The sequence below is a fragment of the Sphingosinicella sp. genome (genome assembly GCF_041916975.1).
Lineage (GTDB): Bacteria > Pseudomonadota > Alphaproteobacteria > Sphingomonadales > Sphingomonadaceae > Sphingosinicella.
The window spans coordinates 1,029,441-1,048,413 of sequence record NZ_JAYRYK010000001.1 but is presented as its reverse complement, the minus strand read 5'-3'; the positions used below and the strand labels follow the sequence as shown (position 1 = coordinate 1,048,413).

Genomic DNA, 18,973 nt, shown 5'->3' with positions numbered 1-18,973 from the left:
ATTAGGCCGCTTTTTTCATGCGCTGGCGCGGATGCCCTTCGGCGACGCCGCCGGACATTTTCGCGACCCATGGCCATTTCTCGGCAGCCTCGGTCGTGTAGCCGAGGTTGAACACCGTCTCGCTCTTCTCCGGGCGCTCGCCGCGCTGGTAGTAGGTGCCGAACAGCTTGTCCCACACGAAGTTGGTGATGCCGAAGTTGCCGTCTTCATCATGGAAGTGGTGTTCCATGTGGCGCGTCTTCATTTCCACGAGCCACGGCGAGCGCGGCTTGTAGGAGAGATGCTGGATGCAGTGGCAGAACTCATAGAAGCAGGTGGTGAGCAGTCCCGCGCCGAAACCCCACGCCGCGCCGCCGATGCCGCCGATCGCGTAACCGACGGGGATGGTGACGATCGCGATGGTTGGCAGCGTCGTGTAGAGCGCGCCGAACAGCACCTCGAGGTGGTTCGGATCCTGGTGGTGATCGTAGTGGATGCGCTTCCAAGTCCGCGCCGTCAGCGGCGATTTGAACATCCAGCGGCTGTGGAGCACGTAGCGGTGCAGCAGGAACCACGCCAGCGGATAGGCCGCGATGGCAATCGCCGCTGCCGCCGCGCCGCGCAGAAGCGTCGTCGGGTGGGCCCACGCCACATAGAGCGATGCCACCGTCAGCAGCAGATACGCCTGAATCGCGTAATACTGGAAATAGGCGACGACGAGTTCGCGGAACGTCATCTTCGACAGGTTGTGGCTCTTGCTCCACATCCCAAGCCGATAGCCCTTCAGAAGCTGCATATTCTGATCCTGCAAATCGTGCGGTCCAGCCGCATCCAGGATGCCTCTATTTCGCGGCAATGCGGCATATTTAGGACAGTATTGTGATCGTTGCCAGCGCGCCGCGACCGACTTACCCGAGAAAGTTCGCGATCGCTGCCGCCGCCCTTTGCGATGCGCCGCGCCACTCTCCGCCGACGGCGGCGGAGACCGCCGCCTCCTGCGTTTCGAGGAAGGCCGGATGCGCGGCAGGTGCGCGGTGGGTGGCGGGCAGAACCTCGGATACGTCCGTTATAACCTCGCCGAAATGCCAGAAGGCATAGTTCGGGTTGTCCTTCCAGTCCGCCCCTGTGCTGTCGAGGAACACGCAAGGTCGCGGACGGGCGAGGAACTCGTAAACCTGGCTGCTGACATCGCCGAGGTAGATGTCGGCGGCGTTGGTGTAAGTCATGTCGCACGAGCGGACCGAACCGGCATCGACGATGATACGATCCTGTACGGCACACGCCTCGAAGGCTTCACGCTGGGCCGCAGAGGCGCCTTCGAAGAGGCGGATATGCGGCGCGACAATCAGGTTGAAATCCGATTGCGCCGCGAAGGCGTCGATGATCTGCTTGCCCCAGCGCGGCCATGAGCTGAGGGCGGCTTCGAAATGGGGATTGTAGAGCACCACGGGCCTGTCATTGCCGAACAGGCGGGGGCGACCCACGCTGAGCCGATCGAGCGCATCGAGCTTCGTCGACCCGGAAACCGCTATACGCGACGTCTCGACAAGCCCTTCCGACGTCATCCGGTGCGCGTCCTTTTCGCCGGAGACGATTACGAGGTCGAACCGCCGCAGCCTCGGTTCGAAACCGCGCGCCCGGTCTCCGGCGCCGTGCGGGATGTGGATCAGCGGAGGGCAGCCGGGCAGCATCTTCAGGATCGTCGAGGTCCGCTCGGTGAGGACGAGGGCGTCGAAGGTGGAAAAGCGCTTCCGGTTCGCCAACAGGCGCGGAAGTTTCAGGGCGCGGAACTTCGGCCACAGCCGTCCGATGAGCGAGGACCACAAAGGCACGGAGAGATCGGCGATGGTAAGACTGGACTCCGGCCACGCCCGCGCGACCTGTTGCAGCATCTCTCGTTCATCGGCTTGGGCAACGAAGCAGGTCACGTCGAAGCGCGGGTTGCACCCCAGTTCCGCTGCGACGGATGCGCTGTGGAGCACCTGATGGGCGCCGCCGACGAACAGGAACGCGACACGTTTGCGGCTCATGCGATATTCTGTCTAGGCCCCCGATAACCCCAGTCGCTTCCCGATCGGGCCAAGGCTTTGCCGCTCCCGCGCCGTGAGAGCGAAGCGGAGGCCTAGCCAGACCAAAAGCACTGCCGAAGCGATAGGCAAGGCGATGTCGAGCCACAAGGGGAAAGGCCTGTGGCTGCCCAGCGCCGCCCAGATGAGCAGGGAAGCACCCCCGAGGATCGCGAGACCACGCCCGAACGGGGTTCCGAACGGATGGATGCGGTCGGTGTGCCAAAGCTCGGCGAGCGCCAGCCACTCCATCACGAAGACGCCGCAAGCCACCCCCCAGGCCATGGCAAGTGCGACATTGTCGGTGGGAAGCCGCCACGTGACGAGAACCCACACTGCAATGCCGAGTGCAGCGTTCGCCGTAGGCAGGTATCGGGGCCGGATCATTTGCAGGATACCGTTTGCCGGCCCCGCAATCGAATTGATGCCGCGCGCAAGCGTCAGCACCACCACGAGAGGCGCTGCGGCAGCCGCCTCGCGCGGGAAAAGCAGCAGGATCGGCTCCGCCAGAAGCGCCAGAAGGAGAGACATCGGCAGCAGCAGAATCATCGAAAGGCGCGAGGCGAAGCCGTAGACGGGGTTGATCCGCTGCTTGTCGTGCATCGCCTGTTCGGCGGCCAGCGGCTGAATGACGTAGTGCAGGCTGTGTCGCACGATGAGCGGGATCGACGCGATCTTCCGTGCGATACCGAAGAGACCCGCCGCACTGGCACCCGCCGCACCCGGCAGCATCATGTTGAGGGCGAGCGGAGGTAAGTCCGAAAAGGCACGCGCCGCGATATTGGCCGGCAGAATGCCGATCCCGGTGCCGAGGAGATCGCGCAGGACCTCCGCGTCGAACGGGGCGCGGATCAGCAGGCGCACGTCATAGTAGCGGCTAAGCAGCCGCCAGCCGAGCGCGGCGGTGATGGCGAGCGACGCGAGATGGGCCACGATCAGGCCCATCGTCATCCACCCTGCAAGCCATGCGACACCTGCCATCAGCAGGCGAACGATCTGCTCCCAGAAGATTCTGAGGCGGACTTCCGGTCCGAAGGCCTTGCGCGCCCGTGACGCCGAGGTTGCAAGTTCGACGAAGGTCCACAGCGGCAGTGCCCAGGCAAATATGGCGACAGCCAGTTCAAGCGATGCCCTGTCCTTCGGAGCGGCGTTGAACATCGCGGCGACGGGTGCCGTGAAGAGGCTGACGATGAGCGCGATGACGATGCTCGGCACCATGCCGAGTACGAGCGCGGTCTTGAGGGCGCTGTGCGCACGTTCTTCGCTTCGGGCCTGTGGAATGGCGCGCTGCATTGCGCTGGTCATCGCAAGGTCCGCGATGTTCGACACCATGTTCACTGCCGCCCACAGCGCCATGTAGATGCCGTAAGTGGCGAGGCCGAACATCCATATGTACGCCGGCTGCGCAACCGCTTCGATCAGTGCGCCGAGCCGGGCCATTGCCACGACGCCCGCACTTTTCACGACTGTTTTTTTGCTGATTCCCTTTGGCCCCGAAGCATCGACGCCTGTCATTCTTCAGTCCTGAACAACACGGCTTCGCCGACGAGGAAGAACAGAAGGAACGGCGCCCAGCCCGCCGCCCACGGCGGTACGGAGCCGAACTCGCCCATCGCCACCATGAAATTGTCGGCGACGAAATACGCAAAGCCGAGCGCCATGCCGACGACGGCGCGCGCGAAGAGCTTGCCCGATCGGGCAAGGCCGAACGCCGTCACCGCGCCGAGCAACGGCATCAGCACGGCCGAAAGCGGCAGCGAAACCTTGTGATAGAGCGCGACGCGCAGCGAATCCGTGCCGCGCCCCACCGATTCCAGAAGCCGTGTCTGCTTCCAGAGATCGGCGATGTTCGTCCGGTCCGGATCGGGCGCGCGCATCGTGAAGCGGTCGGGCTCGATACCCGTGCCGAGCCGGATTTCCGGTACGCGGGAGAGCGCGCCGGTGCGCACCGTGAAGATGCGGACGTCGTTCAGCAGCCAGGCGTTGCCGTCCGGGCGACCGCTTTGCGCGTTGATGATCTGGCGCAGGCGGCTGCCGTCGCGGCGGTCGACGCGCACGCCGTGCAGCACCGTCGCCGCGCCGTTTCCGGTCACGCTGTCGGCATGGATGATCTCGCGCCCCTCGCGCACCCACACGTCGGTGAGCGGATTCGTGTCGATTTCCGCATCGCGCCGGTATTCGGCCTTCTCCCACGCGATGAGTTCGGCATTCGTCCGCACCAGCACCATCTCGTTGAACGCGAAGTGAAACAGCGAAACGCCGAGCGCCGCGGCCATCATCGGGTAGAGGATCTGGTGCGCGGAAAGCCCGGCGGCGCGGAAGATCGTCACTTCGCTGTTCTGGCTCAGCGTCGCCATCGTCACCAGCGCGCCGAGCAGCACGGAAAAGGGCAGAAACTGCGAGATCAGCTGCGGAATGCGAAGCTGCACGTAGCGCAGCAGCTCGGCGTTGCCGTTGCCGTCGATGGCCAGGATCTTGTTCGATTCGGTGAGCAGGTCGAGCGTCTGCAATATGGCGACGAGGCCGATCGCGAACGCAAGCGTGCGCATCATGAACAGGCGCGCCGTGTAGGTCGCGATGGTCGGCGAGGGCCAGAGCGAGAGCGCGCTGCTCATGCGGTCTGCGCTTTTCCGAAGCGGCGGCGGATCAGGCGCCACAGGCTGACGATCCACTTGGTGACGATGCCCGCGCCACGTTCGATCATCGCGATCGGCTGGCCGCCCGGTACGTTCGCGAGCACATGGAAGAACCACGCGCAGAGCAGGCTGAACGCGATGAAACTGCCCCACTGGCTGAGCACGATATCGGCTTTCCCTGCCGCGCCGGATCGCTCGGCGGCCTCTGAAATCTCGTTGTAGACGATGAGGATGGTGAGCGCGGCGAACACGCCGACCGCAGAGGTTGATCGCTTCGGCGGCACCGCGAGCGCCACCGCGAGCAGCGGGATCACCATCACCGCGAACACCTGCACCAGCCGCCGGTGCAGGTTCGCGCGCACGGCGTGCCGGTTCTCCTCGGTCGTGGTGCCCTGGCCGAGATAGCCGACACGGTAGAGCTCGGGCAGCGTCAGCTCGTTGTCGTCGGCTTCGGCGCCGCGAATGCGGAACAGCTCGATTTGCGGCAGGTCGATCGGCAGGTCGTGCATACGGAAGGTGAGCACGCGCGGCTGCTTGTAGCCGGGCGCGTCGTGCACGAGCGTGCCGTCGGTGAGCCGCAGCAGGATCACGTCCGGGTCATCGGTGGCGAGGAACGTACCCCGCGCGGCGGTGACGGAAACGGTCTTGCCGTCGGCGCTCTGGCCGCTGACGAAGATGCCGCGCAGGTCGCGGCCATGATTGCGGCTTTCCTCGACGCGGAGCGTGGTATTGCGCGCCACCTGCACGAACTCGCCCACATCGATGGTGGCGCCGAGCGCGCCAGAGCGCAGCTCGAACTCCAGGCCTTCATAGGCATAGCGGCTGATCGGTTGGATGAAACCGACGATGAGCAGCGTCAGGAGACCGAGCAGCAGCGCATACATGTAGGGTACGCGCAGCATCCGCATGTAGCTGATTCCCACGGCGCGCAGCGCATCGAGTTCGCTCGAAAGCGCCAGATTCCGGAAAGCGAGCAATATGCCAAGAAGAAGGCCAACGGGGATTCCAAGCCCAAGATACTGCGGAATAAGGTTGCCGAGCATACGCCAGACGACCGATGCGGGCCCGCCTTCGTTCACCACGAAGTCGAACAATTTCAGCATCTTCTCCAGCAATAGCAGCATGGCCGCGATCATCAGTGTCGCGAACAGCGGCACCGCGATCAGCCGCGCCATGTACCTGTCGAACCGGGCCAGCATCTCTTGGTTTTGTCGATCCTTGGTCAAATTTTGGCCGCAAGCGGACCCGATACCACGGGAGAGCAGCGATGCATCAACTATTTGGTGATTCGAGAAGGGGGAAGGTCGAGGAGGTTCATGGTGCTGAAGCGTTCCAATGCGTCTTTCCGGGGGCTTGTCCGTTCGCTGATCGCGACGACGGTGGTTCTCGGCGCGTTTTCAGCGCCCGCCGCCGCCCAGACGATCATCGGCCCCGAAGCTGCTGCCTGCGCGCCCGGTGCGCGCGGCCCGGCCGCGCTTGTGCGCATTTATGGCTTCAAGGACCGCGGCGGCAATCTCCGGGTTCAGCTCTACAGCGACAATCCCGACGAATTTCTCGCTTCCGGCAAGAAGCTGAAGCGCATCGAAATCCCGACGACAGCGTCCGGCGACATGAATATCTGCATGGTGCTGCCGCGCTTCGGCGAGTTCTCGATGGCCGTGCTTCACGATCGCGACATGAACGGCAAGCTCTCGGTTTCGAAGGATGGCGTCGGCTTTTCGGGCAATCCGAAGCTCGGCCTGTCGAAGCCCGATTATGAAGACGCGATGTTCGTCGCGCGCGATGGCGTCACGGTTGTCGATGTGATCCTGAACTACAGGCAGGGGCTGCTCACCGTGAAGCCCCTTGTGGCAAGGCGCGACTGACATGGCCTGCGTCGCACTCCTTTCCAATCCGCGCTCGACCGGCAACAAGGCCGCGTTGCCGCGCATTCGGGAGTTCGTGGCGCAGCATCCGAACATCTTCCACTACGAAGTGGGGGATATCTCCGAAGTGCCCGACGCGCTTGCCATGATCGCGCGCGTGAAGCCTGCCGTGCTCGTCATTAACGGCGGCGACGGCACCGTGCAGGCGGCGCTCACCGAAATCTACAACGGCCATCACTTCAAGGGCGCGGTTCCGCCGCTTGCGGTGCTGCCGAACGGCAAGACCAACCTCATCGCGCTCGATCTCGGCGCGGGTGCCAATCCGGTCGAGGCGCTGGGGAACATCCTCAAGATCGTCGAGACGGGCGTTGATCCGCATGTCGTCGCGCGGCAGCTCATCGCGCTCAGCGACGGTATCGCGGCGCGCCCGGTGTTCGGCATGTTCCTTGGCGGCGCGGGCCTTGCCGAGGCGATCCTGTTCTGCCGCAACAAGATCTACCCGCTCGGCCTGCCGAACTGGGTCAGCCACCTGATCGCCACGATCGTGGTCATCGCGAGCGTGCTCGTCGGCGCGGGTGCGCGATGGAATCCGGTGCGGCCAAGCCCGATGCGTGTCTCGCTGCAGCGCGATGGCGTGCCGGTCGAAGGCAGTTTCCTCGTGCTGATGGTCACGACGCTCGAGCGTTTGCTGCTCAATTTCGCCACGCCGTTCAGCGACCGCGCCGGTCCCCTGAAGCTGATGGCAATCGAGCAGCGTCGCACGACGGTGCTGAAGGCGCTGGTGTCCGCGCTCGCCGGGCGGCTTGGCAGCGCGCGCTTCAGTGGGCTACACCTCCGGCGCGGCGACGAAATCCGTATCGAGGGCAAGCGCGCCAGCGTGATCCTTGATGGCGAGCTTTACGAAGCGGGCGAGGGGCGTTCGATCGTGCTGACGCCCACCGCGCCGGTGTCCTTCCTCAGCCTCGCAGCATGACGGCGCTCGTGCCGCTCGTTGCGGCCGAGCTGGAAACGCCCGCCGCTCCCGAAGTCGCCGATTTCGCCAAAGCGATCGCCGGGCGCTGCGGCGGCGCCGCGCAGGCGGTGCTGTTCTACGGCTCGTGCCTCAGAAGCGAAGATCTCGGCGATTCGCTGCTCGATTTCTATCTGCTCGTCGATTCCTACGAACGCGCCTACACGCGCCGCTGGATGGCGACGGCCAACCGCCTGATCCCGCCGAATGTCTATTATGCGGAGCACGAAGGGCTGCGCGCCAAGTTCGCGGTGATGACGGTTGAAGACTTCGCGCACGCCTGCTCGCCCGATTGCGACAACGTTTCGGTGTGGGCGCGCTTCGCGCAGCCCTCGCGGCTCGTGTGGGTGCGCGGCGATGCGGCCCGCGCCCGCGTGATCCGCGCGGTCGCGACGGCAGCGCCGACGCTGCTCAAGACCGCGCGGCCGATGCTCGACGATGATCTCAGTGTCGAGGCGCTGTGGACCGGCGCTTTCGCACTCACCTACGCTTCCGAACTCAGGTCGGAGCGTGCGGGGCGCGGCCAGTCGATCTTCGAAACCGATCCCGCGCGCTACACTGCGTTCACAGCGCCCGCCATCGCGGACAGCGATCTCGCGGCGGAAGTGCGCGGCGGTGTCGTCCATTTCCGCGCCGACGCTGATCGCCACGCGGGCGAGCGCGTCTGGGCCAAGCTACGCCGCCGGGGCAAGGTGCTCTCCGTGCTGCGGCTGGCGAAGGCGAGTTTCACCTTCAAGGGCGGCGTCGATTACATCGCGTGGAAGGTGAACCGCCACGCGGGCGCGGGTATCGTCGTGAAGCCGTGGCACCGGCGCTTCCCGATCCTTGCCGGGCTGGTGTTGCTGCCGAAGCTGATCCGCAAGGGCGCGGTGCGCTAGCTCAGGCTTCGAGCGGAATCCCGGCGATTTCAGCGGCCTTCACGAAACGGTCGATGATGATGTCGACCTGCTCCGCGCGGTGTTCGGCGCAAAGCGAGCAGCGCAGCAGGAACATGCCGGCCGGTGTCGCGGGCGGGCGCGCCATGTTGACGTAGACGCCAAGCTCGATGAGCGCGCTCCACATGCGGGCGCACGCTTCCTGGCCCGGCATCAGCACCGCGATGATCGCGCTTTCCGCGGTCTCGGTCGCGATCTTGAAGCCTTTGGCCTTGAGGCCGGAATGCAGCTTGCGGCTGTTTTCCCACAGATGCTGGCGCTTGTTGTGCGCGTGCTTCAGCTTGCGGATCGAGGTCGCCGCCGTGGCAACGACGCTCGGCGGCAGCGAGGCGGTGAACACGTAAGGCCGGCAGACGAGGCGCAGCACCTCGAACTTCGGGTGGTTGGAGACGACGAAGCCGCCGACCGTGCCCACCGATTTCGAGAAGGTGCCGACGACGAAGTCGACGTCCGCCTCGACGCCTGCGGCCTCATAGACGCCGCGTCCGTTCGGGCCGAAGAAGCCCATGCCGTGCGCTTCATCGACCACGACCATTGCGCCATGTTTCTTGGCGACCGCGACCATCTCTTTCAGCGGCGCGATGTCGCCCAGCATCGAATAGACGCCTTCAAGAACGACAAGCTTGCCCGCCTCCGCCGGCAACCGACCGAGACGCTTGTCAAGGTCTTCCACGCTGTTGTGGCGGAAGCGCACGATGTCCGCGTTGCCCATCGCGCAGCCGTCATAGATCGAGGCGTGGCTGTCGGCATCGAGGATGATGTATTCCCCGCGCGCCGCCATCGTCGCCATCAGGCCGAGGTTCGCCTGGTAACCCGTTGAAAACACCATGGCGTGGCTGGTGCCGTAGAAATCCTTCAGCGCCTCCTCGACCTCGCGGTGGCCCTGATATGTTCCGTTCAGCACCCGGCTGCCGGTCGTCCCCGCACCGTATTGGTCGAGTGCCTCCTTGCCCGCCGCGATCACGTCGGGGTCGAAGGTCATGCCCATGTAGTTGTATGTGCCGACGAGGATCGTCTCGCGCCCGTTCACCGTCGCTTCGGTCGGCGAGTGGACCTTCTCCATCACGAGGTTGAACGGGTCGTTCACGCCCGTCGCCAGCAGCGCCGCCTTCTCGGCGATGACGGGATCGAATTTGTCGAAAAGGTCGCCCATCGTCCGCCTCAGCCGTTCACGATCTTGGTGACGGCGTCGGCGAGCTGACCGATCGTTTCCAGCTCGGGGAGCAGGTTCATCGGCAGGATGATGTCGTACTCATCCTCGATGTTGGCGACGAGATCCATCACGGTCAGCGAGTCCAGCTCGAGGTCACTCGAAAAGCTCGTATTCTCGGCCAGCGTGATCGCCTTGCGGTTCAGCGGCTCGATCAGTTCCATCAGCTTCGGAAGGATGGTGTCGCGGGTGTGCGCCATGCGTGTGTCCTGAAATGTCGTTGCGGTTCGATGCCAACAGATTGTGGCAGGGGATAGGCAGGCGCGCGGCCTAAATCCAGCCCGCGTTTCTGTACCATTCCGCCGTGCGCGCGATGCCTTCGGCGGCGGGCACTTCAGGCGCCCAGATGCCGAGCGCGCGCAGGGGTGCGCTGTCCGCCACCCAGTCCGGGTGCGCGAGGTAACGCGCGCGGTCGAAGCTGAGCGCGGGCAGGCGCCCGGCGAGCTTCGCGCCGAGCGTATCGATCGCGGCGCCGAGCTTTAGTGCAGCGGGCGGCAGAGGAACGTAGGTCGGCGTCTTGCCGAGCGCGGCGGCGATGTACGCGGCCATCTCGCGGTGGCTGAGCCCGCCGGGCGTTCCGTCGTCGATCTCGAAAATGCCGCTCGGCGCCGGGTTTTCGGCAAGGGCCAACAGCGCGCGCGCGAGGTCTGAAACCTCCACGATCGAAAAGCGTCCGCTACCCGGCAGCAGCGCCCAGCCGCGCGCGACGAGCTTGTAGACGTTCGCCGTCTCGCGATCGCCGGGGCCGTAGACGGCAGGGGGACGTACGATCGCCGCGTCCGGCCGCGCGGTTTCGACGAGCGCGTCGGCTGCCGCCTTGGTGTTGCCGTAGATCGAGAGCGCGGGTTCGCGCGCCGCGAGCGAGGAGACATGCACGAAGCGCGGCACGTCATGGCTCGCCTCCAGCATCGCGCGCGTGCCCTCGATGTTTCCGGCAGCGAACTCCAGCGGCGTGCGGGCGTTGATAACGCCCGCGACATGGATCACGGCGTCCGCGTTTTCGGTAAGGCGAGCAAGCGCATCGCCGTTCGCAAGATCGCCCGCAATCCATTCGAGACCGGCGCGCGCGGGCTGCGTGCGGCGGGCGAGCGCACGGACCGCGTGGCCCTTTTCAAGTGCAAGGTCGATCAGCTTCGTGCCGACGAAGCCGGTTCCGCCGGTGATCGCGATGCGGGTCATCGACGGGAGGCGGCTAGGCCGCGATGTCGAACGGTTGAATCTGGCCGGAGAGGTAGAGTGCCCGGGCCTTGGAGCGGCTGAGCTTGCCCGAGCTGGTGCGCGGCAGCGTGCGCGGCGGGACCAGTTCGACGATGCAGTTCATGCCCGTGATGGTGCGTACCTTGGCCTTGATCGTCTCGCGGAGGTCAGCCCTCTCGGCAGCATCGCTGGTGCGGCACTGGACGAGCACGGCGGGCGACTCTTCGCCGCCCTCCGTGGTGATCGAGAAGGCGGCGATGTCGCCCGCCTTGAAGCCTGGAAGCTGCTCGATCGCCCACTCGATGTCCTGCGGCCAGTGGTTCTTGCCGTTGATGATGATCATGTCCTTGGCGCGGCCGACGATGTAGAGCGCGCTCTCCAGCATGTAGCCCATGTCGCCGGTATCGAGCCATTGGCCCTGAAGCGCGGCGCGGGTCGAAATCTCGTCGCGGAAATAGCCGGTCATGATGCTGGGGCCGGCCACGAACACCTTGCCGATCTGGCGGTCGCCGAGGCGGCGGCCCGATTCGTCCCGGATTTCGATTTCCATGCCCGGCAGCGCAACGCCGCAGTTCACAATCGCGCGCATCCGGCCCGTGCCGGTGCCCGTGTCTTCACGCTCGCCCGAGAGTAGGCGTTCGTCGACGAGATCGGTGACGATGCCGGTGCCCGGCGGCGAGATGGTGACGGCGAGCGTCGCTTCGGCAAGCCCGTAGCTCGGCAGGAACGCCCCGCCAGAAAAGCCGGCAGGCGCGAAGGCCTCGACGAAGGCGCTCATCACGTCCGGGCGGATCATGTCGGCGCCGTTGCCTGCCACGCGCCAGCGCGACAGGTCGAAGCGCTCGGCAACATCGGTCTGGCTCGAAACGCGCCGCGCGCAGATATCGTAGCCGAACGTCGGCGAATAAGAGAGGCTGTGGCCCTCGTTGCGCGTGATGAGTGCGAGCCACGAGAGCGGACGGCGCGCGAAATCCTCGGTGGCGAGGTAGTCGGCGGAAACCTGGTTCGCGATCGGCGCCATCAGGCAGCCGACGAGGCCCATGTCGTGATAATAAGGCAGCCACGAAATGACGCGGTCGTCGCGCTGCAGTTTCACGCCAACGGCATGGCCGTTGAGGTTGGCGAGCAGCGCTTCATGTGTGATCTCCACGCCGTGCGGGAAGCGCGTCGAGCCGCTCGAATACTGGAGATAGGCGATGTCGCTCTTGCGGGCGGACGGCAGCGCGGCGGGCTTTGCGTCGCGCGCCATGAAATCGAGCCAGTCGTGCGCGGTGCGGCAGCGCAGGCCGTGCGCAGCTTCCGCAACGATCGCGGCAAGGCCGGAAGGCGCAAGCGCGATCTCGGGGTCGCACGACATCAGCTGGCTGCGAATCTGCTCCACATAGCCTTCGCGTCCACCGAACGAGGTCGGCAGCGGCAGCGGCACGGGGAGGGCGCCAGCGTATATGGCGCCGAAGAACAGGCTGACGAAATCCGCGCTCGTCTCGGCGATCAGCGCCACGCGGTCGCCCGGCTTGATACCCGCGGCGATCAGCCGATAGGCGTTCGCGGTCGCATCGGCCTTGAGGTCGGCGAAGGTGAGAACCCGCGCGAGGCGTGCCCGCGCATCGAAGAAGTTGAGGCCGCGCTTGCCCTGCGCCGCATAGTCCAGCGCTTCGCCAAGCGTGTTGAAATCCGCCAGACGGCGCGGCAAATCGTCGAGCGTCGGCGTTGGCGCCAGCGCCGTTTCATCGGCGCCGGACAGCGCAAGCGCGCTCGAATCCGAAGTGCGATTCAGCAAGTCCCCGAACCTCCTCAGCTCTTCCCGGCGCGGCGGCGGCATTTCCCGCCGCTCATAAACCTCGCCAAATACACGACTCCTTGGCCACTTGCAAAACAGGCCAGCGTCAGCCTTTGCCGGAATGTGACGTTCAAAATTGGGTCCGACTATGGCAGGAACATGGCGTGCGCACCGAAAAAAGCCGAAAACCGCCGCGACCGCTCGATCAGGAAGCGCTTCGTGCGCTTGCGCTGCGCTATGTCGAGCGTTTCGCGACCTCGGAAGGCCGGCTCGCGGCCTATCTTTCGCGCAAGGTGCGCGAACGCGGCTGGGCCGGGGAGCGGGCAGCCGATATCGAAGCGATCGTCCAGCATTTCGCGGCGTTGCGCTACGTCGATGACCGCACGTTCGGGGAAGCGAGGGCACGAGGACTCGAACGGCGCGGCTTCGGCGCGCGGCGCATCGGGCAGGATCTGCGGGCCGCAGGCCTTGCCGAGGATTTGCGCGGCGAGATCACAGATGCCATCGACGCGCGCGGCGCGGCCATGGCCTATGCGCGCCGCAAGCGCTTCGGCCCGTTCGCGCGGGAAGCGCCGGACCGGGCGGTGCGGCAGAAGCAGTTCGCCGCGATGCTGCGCGCAGGGCATGATGCGCGCATAGCCGCTGAAATCCTCGACATGCGGGACGTGGAACCCGATTACGCGTAGCGCGCCCGCACTGCCGCAAGGGCTTCGGGCGTATCCACATCCATGAAGATCGCGTCGCTTTCCACCGGCACCTCCACGATGTCGTCCGCGAATTCGGCGAGCAGGGCCTTGCCGCCGACATCGCCCTCAAGACCGCGCAGCCGCGCGAAATAGCGCCGGCCCCATGCGACGGGGTTCCCGCGCTTGCCGTTGTGCACGGGCACCGCGATGCGGTTCGCGTCCGCCGCGGTGGCGAGGCTTGCGATATGCTCGGCGCTTATCCCCGGCATGTCGCCGAGCAGCACCAGCGCTGCCGACCAGTCATCGTGCGCGGCGGCGATTCCCGCCGCGACCGACTGGCTGAGCCCGTCTGCGTAGCGCGCGGCATGGGCGCTCGGAAAGCCGAAGGCACGTGCCATCGCGGCGATCTCGGCTTCTGCGTTGCCGGTGACGACGATCGCGGGAAGCCCCGCTTCGCGCACCGCTTCCAGCACATGCGCGAGCACCGGCTTGCCGCCGAGGTCCGCGAGCAGCTTGTTCGCGCCCATGCGCACCGATCGCCCGGCCGCGAGCACCACGGCACCGACGTGCCCGGCCGCTGCCGGTTTCGGGCGCGGTTCGGGGCGAGGGACGTCGGCGAGAAGTCCGCCTGCACCCATGCGGGCGACATCCGCGCCGGTCACGTCGAGACCTGCCCAGAGCCGTTCCAGAACCCAGTCGAAGCCATTGCGTCGCGGGCTCCGCGCACAGCCCGGAAGGCCGATTACCGGCCGCGTGCCGATGCGCGCGAGGCACAGGAGATTGCCGGGATCGACCGGCATCCCGAGCCGCAGCACCGCACCGCCCGCCTGTTCGATCGCGGTGGGAATCACGTCGCGCCGGTCGCTGATCGCAGAGGCGCCACTGATGAGGACGATGTCGGCATCCGCGACGTCCGCGAGCACGGCCATAAGGGCCTCTTCCGTGTGCGCGCAGCGCATCTCGCGCCACGCGACAAGACCCAGCGCGGCGCAGCGTGCCTCGGTCACCTCGGCGGTCTTCGCAAGCAGCTTGGCGGATGTGCCGGGCAGGGTCGTCTGGATGAAGGCGACGCGGCGCCTGCCGAACGGTGCCAGCCGCAGCACGCCTCTTGCGCTGTCCGCCGCGCGTCTGGTGAGGGTTTCCGGCACGGCAAAGGGAATGATCTTCACCGTTGCGACGATCTCGTCCTTCGTGGCGGGGGTGAACGGAGCAAGCGTTCCCAGCGTCACTGCTTCGTCATGCGCGTTTACGGTATCGATCGCCGTGGTTTCCACGAGCAGCAGCCCGGGGGCGTCAGCAACGATGTTGGCGCGGCCGTGCGCGGGCGGCTGGGCGGTGAGGCCGGGGCCCGCAGCGGCGGACGCGAGCAGGGCGGCGGCGGCGTCCTCGTGCAGATCATCGCTTTCGAGCGCCGCCACGACGATTTCGGCAAGGCCCGCCGCGCGGGCATCGGCGATGTCCGCCGCATCGAGGCGCTTACCCTTGGCGATCCGCCGCGCGCCTGTTTGGACCGCGTGGGCGAGGTATGCGCCCTCTGCGCGATCGAGGGGGACGGGGCCGAACTTCACGCGCCGCGCCGTACCGCGATCATCTGTGCGGCGATCGACAGCGCGATCTCGGCGGGGTTCGCCGCGCCGATGGCAAGCCCGGCGGGGCCTTGGACCCGGGCAAGCGCCGCCTCGTCGAACCCGGCGGCGGCGAGGCGTTCGCGGCGAATTGCCTGGTTCTTCCGCGATCCCAGCGCGGCAATATAGAAAGCAGGCGAATTCAGTGCCGCGATCAGCGCCGGGTCGTCGAGCTTGGAATCGTGGGTCAGCGCCACGACTGCGCTCGCGCCGTCCGGCTTCCAGTCGGCGAGCGCCTCGTCGGGCCAGCGCGGATCGACGGTGATGTGCGAGAAGCGTTCAGCCGCAGCGAAACTGCCGCGCGGATCGACGACGAGCGGCACGTAACCGAGCAGTTCCGCCATCGGCACGAGTGCCTGCGCGATGTGGACCGCACCGACGATCATCAGCCGCCCCGCGGGTTCATAAAGGCGCGAGAAACCTTCGCCTTCACCCTCGCGGGAAACGCCGTCCGCATCGGTGGTGACGCGCACACTCTCGCCGCCCGCGAGCGCCTTGCCGAGGCGTTCGGCGAGGGCAGGCGCGAAGCCCGCTTCGGACGCCGGCTGCACCAGAACCGCGATCCGGCCGCCGCAGGCAAGGCCGACCTCCCAGGCGCGGGCATCGGCGACGCCGTATTCGAGGCGCTTCGGTGCATTGACCGCAATCACGTCCGCAGCCGCGGCGATCACGTCGCCCTCCACGCAGCCGCCGCTCACAGAGCCTTCGAACAGCCCGTCGTCGCGAATCAGGAGATGCGCGCCCGTGCGGCGCGGCGCGGAGCCCCAAGTCTCGATCACCGTGGCGATCGCCGCCTTGTGCCCGGCGGCAATCCAGCCGCGAAGCGTGGCGATCAGCGCGGCGGTGTCGTCTCCGTTCACAGCACCAGCCAGAGCACCAGCGCAGCGACGAGCGCGATCACGATGCCGCCCCACACGGCGGGGGAAAGTCCGGGCGTCTCATCAGTGCCTTCGGAAAGATCGGTTTCAGGAAGAACCACGGGTTCTTGCTCTGCCGCGCCATCGCCTTCCACCCGTGCCTTGAAGGCGGCGAAGAAAGATTCCGCATAAGCCTTTGCAGTGCCTTCAATCAGCCGTGCCCCGAGTTGCGCGAGCTTGCCGCCAACGGTGGAGCTCGCCTGCCAGGCGAGTCGCGTGCCGCCGGGCGCGTCTTCTAGCCTCACCGAGGCCTTGCCCTTCGCGAAACCGGCGACGCCGCCCTTGCCTTCACCAGAGATCACATAGGCGTTCGGCGCATCGATTTCCGACAGCTCTACCGCGCCCGTGAACTTCGCGCGCACCGGGCCGACCTTGGCGTTCATCGTGCCTTCGAAGCGGTTTTCCCCTGCGCGCTCAAGCCGTTCCACGCCCTCGATGCAGGCGGCGAGCACGTCGGGATTGTTGAGCGCCGCCCAGACCCGTTCGCGCGGCGCCGCGATCAGGGTCTCACCGTTCAGTTCCATCGGCGCAATCCTTTGTCTTGTCGCTTTGAAAATTAACTATATAGTTCGTGATTACGGGGTTTTGTGGTAGCGTTCTTTCTCGGAAAATTAAATGTGCGTCGGAGGGGGTAATGGCCGAGCACGCGTTGCTGCCAGAGGGTGAGCACGTGTCCGACCTTGCCGAAGTCGCCGAGGAATGCCGCGTCGAGGGCACAGTAAAGTGGTTCGATGCGGTACGGGGATATGGCTTCATCGTTCCCAGTGATGGGAGCGGCGATGTGTTGGTACACTTTTCCACGTTGCGCGAGGTTGGTCGCCGCACGCTGCCTGAAGGCGCGACAGTCGTCTGCATGGCGGTTGCGCGGGAACGGGGCCGGCAGGCGCGACGCATCATTGAGCTGGATTTGACGACGGCGATCGGGCCCGATCCCGAACTCGTCGTGCAGCGCGCCGCGTCGCGCGTCGATCCGATGCAGCTCATCGACGATGCGGGCGATTACGAGCGGCTTGAGGTCAAGTGGTTCAACCGCCTGAAAGGCTATGGTTTTCTCACGCGCGGCGAAGGTTCGCACGACATCTTCGTGCACATGGAAACCGTGCGCCGCGCGGGTCTCATCGAACTCACGCCGGGCCAATATGTGATGGCGCGCATCGCGGACGGCGACAAGGGGCCGCTGGCCGTTGCCATCACGGTTGGAGAGGCATAGAGCCCTTTTCATGATTTCCGTTCGTCATCGGCCGTTTCTTGCGGCCCTCCTGCTCGTGGCTGCCGTATCGGGCTGCGGCAGTACGCCCTCCGCCGCCACGCAGGAACCTGCAGCTGAAGCCGCAGGAGAGCCCGCGGTCCAGCCGCTTCGCAAGATTCCGCTCACCATCGTCACGTCGGGCGGCAAGCGGCACGGCTACACGGTTGAGGTCGCGCGCACGTCGGACGAGCAGGCGCAGGGCCTCATGTACCGCCGCACGATGCCGAAGGATGCGGGCATGATCTTCCCGTTCCCTGCGCCGCGCCCGGCGACGTTCTGGATGCGCAACACATATATCCCGCTCGACATGGTGTTCCTCCTCGCTGACGGACGCATCGAAAGCATCCTCGCCGACGTTCCGCCGCTCAATGAAGCGCAGCGCAGCTCGCTCGGCCCTGTCGCCGCCGTGCTCGAACTCAATGCCGGAGAGGCGGCGCGGATCGGCGTGACGCCCGGCGATCTCGTCGAATACGACCTTCGGGACTTGCAAGGCGGCGCGGAATAAGGCTCTAAGGCGCCAACTGAAGTCAGCGGAGCCGGCAATGGGTCTGTTCAAGTCGATTTTCACCTGGTGGGACGGCCCGACGTGGGGAACGCGCTACATGACGCGTTTCCACGGCGAGGAGGTCGGCCAGGATGCGGAGGGCAACCGCTATTTCCGCAAGCCCGGCAAGCGTGCGGAGCACCGCTGGGTGATCTACAACGGCCTCAACGAGGCGAGCCGCGTGCCGCCTGAGTGGCACGGCTGGCTGCACAAATCCACGGACGTGCTGCCGGGCGACTCGACGCTGCCCCGCAAGGTGTGGGAAAAGCCGCATCATGCGAACCCCACCGGGACCGTCGCCGCGTGGCACCGGCCGGGGACGCTCGCCAGCGAGGCGCCGCGCGCCCGCGCGACGGGCGACTATGAGGCGTGGAGCCCCGAAGAGGCATGACCGCGCTGTTCCGGCAGAACCTGATCGAGGCGATCGTCGGCGCGCTTGTCGTCGGTATCGCAGTCGTGTTCGTGCTGTTCTCGTATCAGCGCACGTCGGGCAATGTCGGCGCGGATCGCTATCGCGTCTCGGCGCTATTCCCGAACGCCACGGGCGTTGCGGTGGGCACGGACGTGCGCGTCTCCGGCATCAAGGTGGGTTCGGTCGTCGACCAGTCGCTCGATCCGGACACGTTCCAGGCGCGGCTCGGCCTTTCGATCGACCAGCGAATCAAGCTGCCGCTCGACAGCAGCGCCGCGATCACCTCCGAAGGCATCCTCGGCGGCAGCTACATTTCTCTGACGCCGGGCGGCGACAGCGAGATGATGCGCGAGGGCGACGAGATTCTCGACACGCAGGGCTCGGTCGACCTGATGACGCTGATCGGCGGCTTCATCAACCAGACCGGCAAGTCCGAAGACAAGGCCGGTGAGTCCGCACCTGCGGAGCCCGCCGCGCCGTGATCCGTCCAGCGGCCCGCGCCGCGCTCGGCATGGTGCTGCTCGCCGCGCCGGCTGCCGCGCAGCCCGCGCCTGCAACCGAACCTGCACCGACTCCAGCGTCTGCTCCTTCGGCGCCCAAGGCCGCACCGGTGAAACTTCCGACACCGAATGCAGAGCGCGTGCTTGTGATCGGCGTGCTCGACAAGGTGAGCAGCGAGACGCGCGACCTCACCTTGAAGCCGGGCGAGACCGTTCGTTTCGGCAAGCTCCGCATCGCGGCGCGCACCTGCGAGGCATCGCCGCCGTGGCAGCGTCCGCACACCGGCGCCTTCCTTCAGATCGACGGGCCCACGCGCGACAACAGCATGAAGCGCCTGTTTTCGGGTTGGCTCTTCGCCGAAA

20 protein-coding genes and 1 pseudogene are annotated in these 18,973 nt (G+C 66.1%); 9 read left to right on the top strand and 12 right to left on the bottom strand.

What is annotated here, in order from left to right; genetic code table 11:
- Position 1 precedes the first annotated feature (1 nt).
- The 5 genes from ACE3TJ_RS04905 to ACE3TJ_RS04885 form a co-directional block, all read right to left on the bottom strand.
- On the bottom strand, positions 2-775 hold the full coding sequence (locus tag ACE3TJ_RS04905; RefSeq protein WP_374594428.1) for a sterol desaturase family protein: 774 nt from the start codon (positions 773-775) through the stop codon (positions 2-4).
- 112 nt (positions 776-887) lie between these two features.
- Positions 888-2,009 carry a hypothetical protein gene (locus ACE3TJ_RS04900; protein WP_374594426.1) on the bottom strand — a complete coding sequence of 374 codons (1,122 nt, stop codon included), beginning with the start codon at positions 2,007-2,009 and terminating at the stop codon, positions 888-890.
- Positions 2,010-2,021: 12 nt separating this feature from the next.
- On the bottom strand, positions 2,022-3,509 hold the full coding sequence (locus ACE3TJ_RS04895; protein WP_374594424.1) for a lipopolysaccharide biosynthesis protein: 1,488 nt from the start codon (positions 3,507-3,509) through the stop codon (positions 2,022-2,024).
- A gap of 47 nt (positions 3,510-3,556) precedes the next feature.
- A complete protein-coding gene (lptG, locus tag ACE3TJ_RS04890) occupies positions 3,557-4,660 on the bottom strand; it encodes an LPS export ABC transporter permease LptG (protein WP_374594422.1) in 1,104 nt (367 codons plus the stop codon).
- Entirely contained in the window at positions 4,657-5,880 is a 1,224-nt protein-coding gene (locus ACE3TJ_RS04885; protein WP_374594420.1) for an LptF/LptG family permease, read from the bottom strand. Before ACE3TJ_RS04885 ends, lptG begins: the two co-directional genes overlap by 4 nt.
- Before the next feature lie 120 nt (positions 5,881-6,000).
- Between ACE3TJ_RS04885 and ACE3TJ_RS04880 the strand changes: the two genes are divergently transcribed.
- From ACE3TJ_RS04880 to ACE3TJ_RS04870, 3 genes are read left to right on the top strand one after another with little or no spacing between them, the layout of a single operon-like run.
- A complete protein-coding gene (locus ACE3TJ_RS04880; RefSeq protein ID WP_374594418.1) occupies positions 6,001-6,546 on the top strand; it encodes a DUF2141 domain-containing protein in 546 nt (181 codons plus the stop codon).
- Position 6,547: 1 nt separating this feature from the next.
- Positions 6,548-7,519, top strand: a complete 972-nt coding sequence (locus ACE3TJ_RS04875) for a diacylglycerol kinase family protein (protein WP_374594416.1) — start codon at positions 6,548-6,550, stop codon at positions 7,517-7,519.
- On the top strand, positions 7,516-8,433 hold the full coding sequence (locus ACE3TJ_RS04870; RefSeq protein ID WP_374594414.1) for a hypothetical protein: 918 nt from the start codon (positions 7,516-7,518) through the stop codon (positions 8,431-8,433). The genes ACE3TJ_RS04875 and ACE3TJ_RS04870 overlap by 4 nt, the downstream gene beginning before the upstream one ends.
- A 1-nt stretch (position 8,434) precedes the next feature.
- Here the strand turns inward: ACE3TJ_RS04870 and ACE3TJ_RS04865 are convergent, their stop codons facing one another.
- From ACE3TJ_RS04865 to ACE3TJ_RS04850, 4 genes are all read right to left on the bottom strand, one after another.
- Positions 8,435-9,643 carry an aminotransferase class I/II-fold pyridoxal phosphate-dependent enzyme gene (locus tag ACE3TJ_RS04865; protein ID WP_374594412.1) on the bottom strand — a complete coding sequence of 403 codons (1,209 nt, stop codon included), beginning with the start codon at positions 9,641-9,643 and terminating at the stop codon, positions 8,435-8,437.
- Between the two features lie 8 nt (positions 9,644-9,651).
- Positions 9,652-9,900 carry an acyl carrier protein gene (locus ACE3TJ_RS04860; RefSeq protein WP_374594410.1) on the bottom strand — a complete coding sequence of 83 codons (249 nt, stop codon included), beginning with the start codon at positions 9,898-9,900 and terminating at the stop codon, positions 9,652-9,654.
- Between the two features lie 70 nt (positions 9,901-9,970).
- Complete coding sequence (locus tag ACE3TJ_RS04855) at positions 9,971-10,879, bottom strand: NAD-dependent epimerase/dehydratase family protein (protein ID WP_374594408.1); 909 nt, start codon at positions 10,877-10,879, stop codon at positions 9,971-9,973.
- A gap of 13 nt (positions 10,880-10,892) precedes the next feature.
- Positions 10,893-12,677 (bottom strand): fatty acyl-AMP ligase, encoded by a 1,785-nt coding sequence (locus ACE3TJ_RS04850; protein ID WP_374594406.1) that lies wholly within the window; start codon positions 12,675-12,677, stop codon positions 10,893-10,895.
- A gap of 164 nt (positions 12,678-12,841) precedes the next feature.
- Here ACE3TJ_RS04850 and ACE3TJ_RS04845 point away from each other — a divergent pair, with 164 nt between their 5' ends.
- The gene (locus ACE3TJ_RS04845; protein ID WP_374594404.1) at positions 12,842-13,363 is read left to right on the top strand and encodes a regulatory protein RecX; all 522 of its coding nucleotides are present in this window, start codon (positions 12,842-12,844) and stop codon (positions 13,361-13,363) included.
- Here the strand turns inward: ACE3TJ_RS04845 and ACE3TJ_RS04840 are convergent.
- The 3 genes from ACE3TJ_RS04840 to ACE3TJ_RS04830 are packed head-to-tail and all read right to left on the bottom strand — an operon-like array spanning position 13,354 to position 16,429.
- A complete protein-coding gene (locus ACE3TJ_RS04840) occupies positions 13,354-14,931 on the bottom strand; it encodes an NTP transferase domain-containing protein (protein ID WP_374594402.1) in 1,578 nt (525 codons plus the stop codon). The two genes, ACE3TJ_RS04845 and ACE3TJ_RS04840, sit on opposite strands and share 10 nt — an antisense overlap.
- Entirely contained in the window at positions 14,928-15,848 is a 921-nt protein-coding gene (locus ACE3TJ_RS04835; RefSeq protein WP_374594400.1) for an XdhC family protein, read from the bottom strand. The genes ACE3TJ_RS04840 and ACE3TJ_RS04835 overlap by 4 nt, the downstream gene beginning before the upstream one ends.
- On the bottom strand, positions 15,845-16,429 hold the full coding sequence (locus ACE3TJ_RS04830) for a CoxG family protein (RefSeq protein ID WP_374594398.1): 585 nt from the start codon (positions 16,427-16,429) through the stop codon (positions 15,845-15,847). The genes ACE3TJ_RS04835 and ACE3TJ_RS04830 overlap by 4 nt, the downstream gene beginning before the upstream one ends.
- 110 nt (positions 16,430-16,539) lie before the next feature.
- On the opposite strand from ACE3TJ_RS04830, the gene ACE3TJ_RS04825 reads away from it, so the two are divergent.
- The 5 genes and pseudogenes from ACE3TJ_RS04825 to ACE3TJ_RS04805 form a co-directional block, all read left to right on the top strand.
- Positions 16,540-17,115, top strand: coding sequence for a cold-shock protein (locus ACE3TJ_RS04825; protein ID WP_374594396.1), 576 nt, complete (start codon positions 16,540-16,542; stop codon positions 17,113-17,115).
- A 10-nt stretch (positions 17,116-17,125) separates the two neighbouring features.
- A complete protein-coding gene (locus ACE3TJ_RS04820; RefSeq protein ID WP_374594394.1) occupies positions 17,126-17,659 on the top strand; it encodes a DUF192 domain-containing protein in 534 nt (177 codons plus the stop codon).
- Between the two features lie 37 nt (positions 17,660-17,696).
- Positions 17,697-18,089: an NADH:ubiquinone oxidoreductase subunit NDUFA12 gene (locus tag ACE3TJ_RS04815; RefSeq protein ID WP_374594392.1), complete on the top strand. Its 393-nt coding sequence runs from the start codon at positions 17,697-17,699 to the stop codon at positions 18,087-18,089.
- A complete protein-coding gene (mlaD, locus tag ACE3TJ_RS04810) occupies positions 18,086-18,592 on the top strand; it encodes an outer membrane lipid asymmetry maintenance protein MlaD (protein WP_374594390.1) in 507 nt (168 codons plus the stop codon). The genes ACE3TJ_RS04815 and mlaD overlap by 4 nt, the downstream gene beginning before the upstream one ends.
- Positions 18,593-18,621: 29 nt before the next feature.
- A pseudogene (locus ACE3TJ_RS04805) lies at positions 18,622-18,969 on the top strand (DUF2155 domain-containing protein); the annotation flags it as partial.
- Between the last annotated feature and the right edge of the window lie 4 nt (positions 18,970-18,973).

Excerpts from the sequence above, each read along its gene's own strand:
- ACE3TJ_RS04905 (WP_374594428.1), bottom strand. The coding sequence starts at position 775 with ATGCAGCTTCTGAAGGGCTATCGGCTTGGGATGTGGAGCAAGAGCCAC.
- ACE3TJ_RS04900 (WP_374594426.1), bottom strand. The coding sequence starts at position 2,009 with ATGAGCCGCAAACGTGTCGCGTTCCTGTTCGTCGGCGGCGCCCATCAG.
- lptG (WP_374594422.1), bottom strand. The coding sequence starts at position 4,660 with ATGAGCAGCGCGCTCTCGCTCTGGCCCTCGCCGACCATCGCGACCTAC.
- ACE3TJ_RS04885 (WP_374594420.1), bottom strand. The coding sequence starts at position 5,880 with ATGCTGGCCCGGTTCGACAGGTACATGGCGCGGCTGATCGCGGTGCCG.
- ACE3TJ_RS04875 (WP_374594416.1), top strand. The coding sequence starts at position 6,548 with ATGGCCTGCGTCGCACTCCTTTCCAATCCGCGCTCGACCGGCAACAAG.
- ACE3TJ_RS04870 (WP_374594414.1), top strand. The coding sequence starts at position 7,516 with ATGACGGCGCTCGTGCCGCTCGTTGCGGCCGAGCTGGAAACGCCCGCC.
- ACE3TJ_RS04865 (WP_374594412.1), bottom strand. The coding sequence starts at position 9,643 with ATGGGCGACCTTTTCGACAAATTCGATCCCGTCATCGCCGAGAAGGCG.
- ACE3TJ_RS04860 (WP_374594410.1), bottom strand. The coding sequence starts at position 9,900 with ATGGCGCACACCCGCGACACCATCCTTCCGAAGCTGATGGAACTGATC.
- ACE3TJ_RS04855 (WP_374594408.1), bottom strand. The coding sequence starts at position 10,879 with ATGACCCGCATCGCGATCACCGGCGGAACCGGCTTCGTCGGCACGAAG.
- ACE3TJ_RS04830 (WP_374594398.1), bottom strand. The coding sequence starts at position 16,429 with ATGGAACTGAACGGTGAGACCCTGATCGCGGCGCCGCGCGAACGGGTC.
- ACE3TJ_RS04825 (WP_374594396.1), top strand. The coding sequence starts at position 16,540 with ATGGCCGAGCACGCGTTGCTGCCAGAGGGTGAGCACGTGTCCGACCTT.
- ACE3TJ_RS04820 (WP_374594394.1), top strand. The coding sequence starts at position 17,126 with ATGATTTCCGTTCGTCATCGGCCGTTTCTTGCGGCCCTCCTGCTCGTG.
- ACE3TJ_RS04815 (WP_374594392.1), top strand. The coding sequence starts at position 17,697 with ATGGGTCTGTTCAAGTCGATTTTCACCTGGTGGGACGGCCCGACGTGG.
- mlaD (WP_374594390.1), top strand. The coding sequence starts at position 18,086 with ATGACCGCGCTGTTCCGGCAGAACCTGATCGAGGCGATCGTCGGCGCG.